Here is a 6,407-nt window from a genome sequence, read left to right as displayed (position 1 = left end):
TCAGACAATGCGATTAACTTAATGACATTGCCCCAGAGGACAGCACCTTTCTCACTAAGATTTCGATTGAAAAGCGATCAGCGCTTCACGCACCTGCTCAGCTGTATCCATCGCCAGCACGCGCTCTACGAGCTGCTCGCATTCCGCCTTGTTCAGCTTCGTGATCGCTTCCTTCACCTTCTGGATCGAAGCCGAGGACATGCTCCATTCGTGAAGTCCAAGTCCGGCAAGCAGCGGCGCCGCCAGCGGATCACCTGCCATGCTGCCGCACATTCCGGTCCATTTTCCGGCTTCCTTAGATGCATCAATCACCTGCTTGATCAACTGGATGACCGCAGGGTGGAAATAATCATATAAATACGATACCTTTTCGTTCATCCGGTCTACCGCTACCGTATACTGCACCAAATCGTTCGTGCCGATGCTGAAGAAATCGACTTCCTTGGCGAATTGACGGGCAAGCAGAGCAGCAGATGGGATTTCCACCATAATGCCAAGCTCAACCTTTTCCCCAACGGTAACTCCCTCCGACACGAGCTGCGCGCGAACATCGTCATAGATTGCTTTCGCTTGGCGCCATTCCTGCAGCCCTGAAATCATCGGGAACATTACCTTCAACGCACCAAAAGCACTCGCTCTTAAAATCGCTCGAAGCTGTGTACGAAACAGCTCCTGCTGATCTAAGCAAAGCCGAATCGCTCGGTAGCCTAGAAACGGGTTCAGCTCATGCGGTGTTTGCAAATACGGCAGCTCCTTGTCCCCACCGATATCCAGCGTTCGAACGACGACCGGCTTGCCCTGCATCGATTCTGCCACATCTTTATACGCCTTAAACTGCGTCTCTTCATCGGGCATTGTGCTGCGGCTCATAAACAAAAACTCAGTCCGGTAAAGACCGACCGCTTCGGCGCCTTTATCCGGCAGTCCGACCGCTTCTTCCGGTGTTCCGATATTCGCCGCAATTTCAAAGCGAACGCCGTCCTTTGTCATGGCCGGCGCCTGAGTAAAGCGCTGCAGCCGCTCTTTCTCCGCCACTTCCGCAGCCATCACCTGTTGAACAGCCGCCAGCGTTTCCTGTTCCGGACGCAAAATACATTCGCCTGTAGCACCGTTAATGATGAGCAGATCCTCATCCTTCATTTCTTCAACCCCAGCGCCTAAGCCAAGGACTGCAGCGATGCCAAGAGAATTGGCCAGAATGGCAGTGTGAGAAGTTTTGCCCCCAATCCGCGTAACAAAGCCGAGCACAAAACGTTTATCGAGCTGAACGGTATCCGAAGGCGTTAAATCGTCGGCTACGACGATGACTTCCTCTTGAATATCAGAAAGCTGACGGCCTTGAAAGTTCACCAATTTCGAAAGCAAGCGGCGCCCGACATCACGAACATCTGCAGCGCGCTCTCTCATGTACTCATTCGGCATCGATTCAAAAATCGCCGCCACTTGATTGGTGATGCGGAGCACCGCGGTTTCAGCGGTTACACGATCATTGGCAATGAGCTTCTCCATTGGCGGGTAAAAAGACGGGTCGTTCAAAAAGCTGATTTGCCCTTTTAAAATCGTCGCCTTCTCTTCGCCCAGCGTCTTTTGCGCCTTTTCGATTAAATCATTCAATTCCGTCACACAGCCTGCTTTCGCCTCTTGAAGCCGCACCGTCTCCGTATCGGGGTTGTCTGCTTTTCCTTCCACGACATCGGCAAAGGAAAACGGCTTATAAACAAAGGCTTTGCCAGCTTTTGTACCGTCAGAAACCCCGAGACCGCGCAATTTTATTTCTGTAGCTTTCATTCCAAGCCTCCTATCCGTCCGTTGAAAGGCATTAGCCCTCGCCGAACCCGCTTTCAACCAATGCCACCAATGCTTCCACCGCTTCTTTTTCGTCCGGACCCTCAGCAGAAATTTGAATCACCGAGCCTTTTTCCAAGCCTAAGGTCATTAATCCCAAAATGCTTTTTCCATCGATTGCTTGATTTTGACCGGAAACCGTCAGGCGAATATCCGATTGGAACGATGCTGCTTTCTCTGTGAACAATTGGGCAGGGCGAATATGAAAACCGGATGCATTCCGGATCGTAGCTTCTTGTGTTTGCATGTAAAGTCCTCCTAAAGGTTTGATTCTACGATTCTTAGATTCTTAGGCAAGTTATTAGATCGTTTCAAGCAAGTCCATCAGCTCTTTAGAGCTGGATACCTGCATCAGCTGGCTGCGGAATTGATCGTCAATGAGCTTGCGGGAAATCGCAATTAAGATTTGCAGATGTTCATTGCCTGCCGCTTCTTCCGGCACCGCAATCATAAAAACGGCCGTAACCGGATTGCCGTCTAACGATGCCCAGTCCACTGGCTGCTGCAGCTTGGCAAAGGCAAGCGCAGGCTTCGAGACGCCCTTGGATTTGCCGTGCGGAATGGCTACGCCGAACCCGATTCCCGTCGATCCAGTCGTTTCACGAGTTAATACCGCATTCAAGTAAGCTTCTTTATCGGAAATTGCACCTGCAGCATCTAAGCCGTCGATCATGCTACGAATGACTGCCTCTTTTTCTCCAGCCGCCAACGGAATAAAAATTGAACGCTCGTCAAGTAATCCTTGAATTTGCATAATTAAATCCTCCCTGGTTTAGATCATCGATATGTGTAGAAAAGGGAAGGAGCCCTTCCCTTTATGCGCTGCTTATCGTTAACGCTTGAAATTAGGCTGCCGTCTTTTCTACTGCCGGACGTTTTAGTATCGCCAGAAGCAGTGCCGTTACAACAGTACCGGCAATAATCGCTACCGCGTACATACCGACATTGCTTACGGCATTCGGTATCGGCAGTACGAAGATTCCGCCATGCGGCGCTCTAAGCGTTGCGCCAAACAGCATCGACAGTGCGCCGGTTACGGCCGAGCCCGCCACGATGGATGGGATTACGCGGAACGGGTCACTTGCTGCAAAAGGAATCGCGCCTTCGGTAATGAAGGAAATTCCGAGAACCGATGCAGCTTTGCCGGCATCTCGTTCTTCCTTGGTAAACTTTCTTTTCGCAATAAGCGTTGCCAGCCACAAGCCTAACGGAGGCGTCATCCCCGCAGCCATTACAGCCGCCATCGGGCCGTAGATGCCGCTTGCCAGCAAACCGATCGCAAACGTATACGCCGCTTTGTTCACCGGACCACCCATATCAAAAGCCATCATCGCACCGAGCAAAAGGCCAAGCAGAACCGCGTTCGCCGAACCGAGCGAGGTGAGATACGTTGTCAAGCCGTCCATAATTGCTTTAACCGGCTGGCCGAAAACATAAATCATCAGCAGGCCTGTAATTCCTGTCGCTAGTAGCGGAATGAGTAAAATCGGCTTTAACCCTTCCAAATTTCTTGGAAGCTTAATCAAATCCTTAAGAAATTTCGCGACATAACCGGCGAGGAAGCCTGCGATAATACCGCCCAGGAAGCCTGCACCGATTTGCGAAGCCAGCATCCCGCCGACCAAGCCAGGAGCCATGCCCGGCTTCTCAGCAATCGAAAATGCGATAAACCCGGCCAAGATCGGTACCATCAGAGCAAACGCTGCGCCCCCGCCGATATCCATCAGCGCTTTCGCCAACGTGCCTTCAACTTTAAACGCCTCAATTCCGAAAATAAACGAAATCGCAATCAGCAAGCCGCCGGCAACAACCAAAGGAAGCATGGCCGACACACCGGTCATCAAATGCTTGTAAGGACCGCTTCTCGCTGCGCTGCGCTCCGCTTTATTTGCTTCTACCTGCTTCAACAAATCATTCGAAACCGCAGCCGCTTCTTTGTTCAACGCTTCGTCAAGCAGCCCAGCAGGATTTTTGATGGCATGTGCAACAGGAACCTTCACGACAGGCTTCCCTGCAAAACGCGATTCGAGTACGTCAGTATCAGCCGCTACGATAATCGCATGCGCTTCCGCGATTTCCTGTTCGGTCAATTCATTTTCAACACCTACGGCGCCCCGAGTTTCAACTTTTAATGGAATGCCCTTTTCCTTTGCCAATTTAGCGAGCGATTCCGCTGCCATGTACGTATGAGCAACTCCTGTAGGACATGCGGTCACTGCAAGAATTTTTTTCATTGTTTCTCCTCCTTCAATTTGTCGCAAGTTTCATGGTTTTATCCCAAACGGGTGATGGATACCAAGTGCTTGTTTTGGAGCACTTCCTGAAGCGTGCATACCTCTGTGCCCGGCTTGGATGCTGTAACGGTGCCTGCCGCAGAACAAATTCGTGCCATCTCTTCTAAGCCTAATTGCTGAAGAAGCCCATAGACCATCGCCGCAACCATGGAATCCCCAGCCCCTACCGTGCTAATCGGCTCAATCGGAAATGGCGTTGCTTGAAACGCACCTTCCTCGCCGACCAAAATCGATCCATCACCACCCATTGAAATTTGAACCACCCGAATGCCCATCGATAGAAGCTGACGAGCCGCCGCTAGAACCTCCTCCGTATTTTTGAAAACGCTACCAAAATACGTCTCAAGCTCATGGATATTCGGCTTGACTGCATACGGCGCGGCCTTCAGCCCTTCTGCAAACGCTTCCCCATCAGCATCAAGCACGACGAGAACACCTTGCTCCTTTGCTTTTGATGCGAGCTTATAGTAGTAATCTGCAGGTGCGCCCGGCGGCAGACTGCCTCCAAGAACCACTACAGATGCCGTTGAAACCTGCTGCTCGAATTGGTTAAGGAATTTGGCTAACAGCTGTTCATTTGCATGAAATCCGGGTTCATTTAACTCCGTCGTGACTTTCGAGCTGGAATCGACCACCTTGGTATTGGTACGGGTTTCTCCATCCGCTTCGATAAAAACCGACGAGATGCCCAGCGCATCCAGCTTATTCTTAAGCATTTTTCCAGGATAGCCCGCACTCAGCCCCCAGGCTTCTGCTTCAACCTCAAAATGCTTTAACACCTTCGCTACGTTGATCCCTTTTCCGCCGGCATCGATTCGACTCTCTTTGATCCGATTTAGTTGACCGTATACAAATTGATCGACAAGAACCGTTTTATCAAGAGCGGGGTTCATCGTGACGGTAATTACCTTCGATTTCATCCTCTTCTCACTTCCTGACTACGTGGTGATTAGATGTATGCCGGCTGACTCTATCGCTTTTCGGTTCTCCTCATGTAATCCTTCATCGGTAATGAGAAGATCAACAACCTCCATACCAGCAACCTTTGCAAAAGATACCTTTCCGTACTTACTATGATCAGCCAATAGGACCACTTGCTTCCCGGCACCGATCATTTTGCGTTTCATTTCCGCTTCAATTAAGGAAGGCGTAGATAACCCACTCTCCACGTCAAATCCGTTAATTGCCAAAAATACATGATCCACTCGTATATAATCGAGCGTCTTCTCCGCAATGGGTCCAACCATGGCCAGCGTCTCATGACGAAGTGTGCCGCCGGTGAGTACAAGATCAATTCCTTTGGAGCTGGAAAGCTCCGTAGCTGCCATCACCGAGTTGGTTACAACCGTGAGCTTTTGGTAGTTCTTTAGCAGCTTCGCTAAGCAATAGGTTGTCGAGCCCGAGTCCAGAAAAATCGTCTCGTCTTCCTGAACGATGGATAAAGCCGCACATGCAATCGCTTCCTTTTGAGCGCGAAAACGGTCTTCCTTTTCTACAAAAGGAGGTTCGTTATTATCGTTCTGCAGCAGCATCGCGCCGCCGTGCGTTCTGCGGAGTTTGCCCACTTCTTCGAGATCCTTTAAATCACGCCTTACTGTCGATTCGGACACTTGAAAATGCTGTGCCAGCTCTTGTACGGAGGCACGACGGTGTTCCTGTACGTAATCCGCGATTTTTTGTTTTCTTTCCTCTTCGTAAAGCAAAAAGGTTCCCCCCTTAAAACGGGAATTAGCGTGCATCGATGCTCATTTGTGCTCATTTATTGCGTTGCCTGAATTGCTGGCAACTTATCGAGCAAACAAATAACGAGCATTGTTGTCGAAAATGCACGATCCGGTTTCATTGTTTACGGAATGAAAACCAATGCTTGAATCGTGATCATTTATTCTCATTTATGATTATATATAATCATAAATAATTTGTAAAGAAGGAAGCACTCAAAATTCGATCATAATCAAGCGTATTATTTCAAATTTATGAACGAATCGAAAGGGAGGTTTTCACGGAAGCAAATTTCACGGAAACTAAAAGTGCAGTTTATGTCGGATTATATAATCCGACAGCTGCGCATGAAAACTCGACTCATTTCAACAAACGAAGAGGATCCTTATCCGTAGGGACGTAGGGAGTCCCATTTCTTGATTTGTTCTGTAACAGGATACCCATTTTAAGGTTTGCAACTCCTGCCTTCCAATGATAGACACAAAATCGTTATTCCGTGTTCACCGCTCGAACAAAACAAAAAAACCACACCGAAGTGTGGTCATT

Annotated in this window: 6 protein-coding genes; all 6 read right to left on the bottom strand. The window is 49.4% G+C overall.

Features of this window, described 5'->3' with window-relative positions; genetic code table 11:
• Positions 1–54 precede the first annotated feature (54 nt).
• Positions 55–1,788 (bottom strand): phosphoenolpyruvate--protein phosphotransferase, encoded by a 1,734-nt coding sequence (gene ptsP / locus GQS10_RS22550; protein ID WP_166246523.1) that lies wholly within the window; start codon positions 1,786–1,788, stop codon positions 55–57.
• Between the two features lie 31 nt (positions 1,789–1,819).
• Entirely contained in the window at positions 1,820–2,092 is a 273-nt protein-coding gene (locus GQS10_RS22545; RefSeq protein WP_166246521.1) for an HPr family phosphocarrier protein, read from the bottom strand.
• Between the two features lie 54 nt (positions 2,093–2,146).
• Positions 2,147–2,599 carry a PTS sugar transporter subunit IIA gene (locus tag GQS10_RS22540; protein WP_166246519.1) on the bottom strand — a complete coding sequence of 151 codons (453 nt, stop codon included), beginning with the start codon at positions 2,597–2,599 and terminating at the stop codon, positions 2,147–2,149.
• Positions 2,600–2,690: 91 nt separating this feature from the next.
• The gene (locus tag GQS10_RS22535) at positions 2,691–4,079 is read right to left on the bottom strand and encodes a fructose-specific PTS transporter subunit EIIC (RefSeq protein WP_166246517.1); all 1,389 of its coding nucleotides are present in this window, start codon (positions 4,077–4,079) and stop codon (positions 2,691–2,693) included.
• A 38-nt stretch (positions 4,080–4,117) separates the two neighbouring features.
• Positions 4,118–5,059, bottom strand: coding sequence for a 1-phosphofructokinase (pfkB, locus tag GQS10_RS22530; protein ID WP_166246515.1), 942 nt, complete (start codon positions 5,057–5,059; stop codon positions 4,118–4,120).
• 18 nt (positions 5,060–5,077) lie between these two features.
• Positions 5,078–5,842 (bottom strand): DeoR/GlpR family DNA-binding transcription regulator, encoded by a 765-nt coding sequence (locus tag GQS10_RS22525; RefSeq protein ID WP_207952399.1) that lies wholly within the window; start codon positions 5,840–5,842, stop codon positions 5,078–5,080.
• Between the last annotated feature and the right edge of the window lie 565 nt (positions 5,843–6,407).

It is taken from the genome of Paenibacillus turpanensis (genome assembly GCF_011421635.1).
Classification (GTDB): Bacteria; Bacillota; Bacilli; order Paenibacillales; family YIM-B00363; genus Paenibacillus_AK; species Paenibacillus_AK turpanensis.
Note: the sequence above shows the minus strand (reverse complement) of the source record. Positions and strands in the feature narration are given on the sequence as shown.

Coding starts and splice junctions, on each gene's coding strand:
- ptsP (WP_166246523.1), bottom strand. CDS start 1,788: ATGAAAGCTACAGAAATAAAATTGCGCGGTCTCGGGGTTTCTGACGGT.
- pfkB (WP_166246515.1), bottom strand. CDS start 5,059: ATGAAATCGAAGGTAATTACCGTCACGATGAACCCCGCTCTTGATAAA.
- GQS10_RS22540 (WP_166246519.1), bottom strand. CDS start 2,599: ATGCAAATTCAAGGATTACTTGACGAGCGTTCAATTTTTATTCCGTTG.
- GQS10_RS22545 (WP_166246521.1), bottom strand. CDS start 2,092: ATGCAAACACAAGAAGCTACGATCCGGAATGCATCCGGTTTTCATATT.
- GQS10_RS22535 (WP_166246517.1), bottom strand. CDS start 4,079: ATGAAAAAAATTCTTGCAGTGACCGCATGTCCTACAGGAGTTGCTCAT.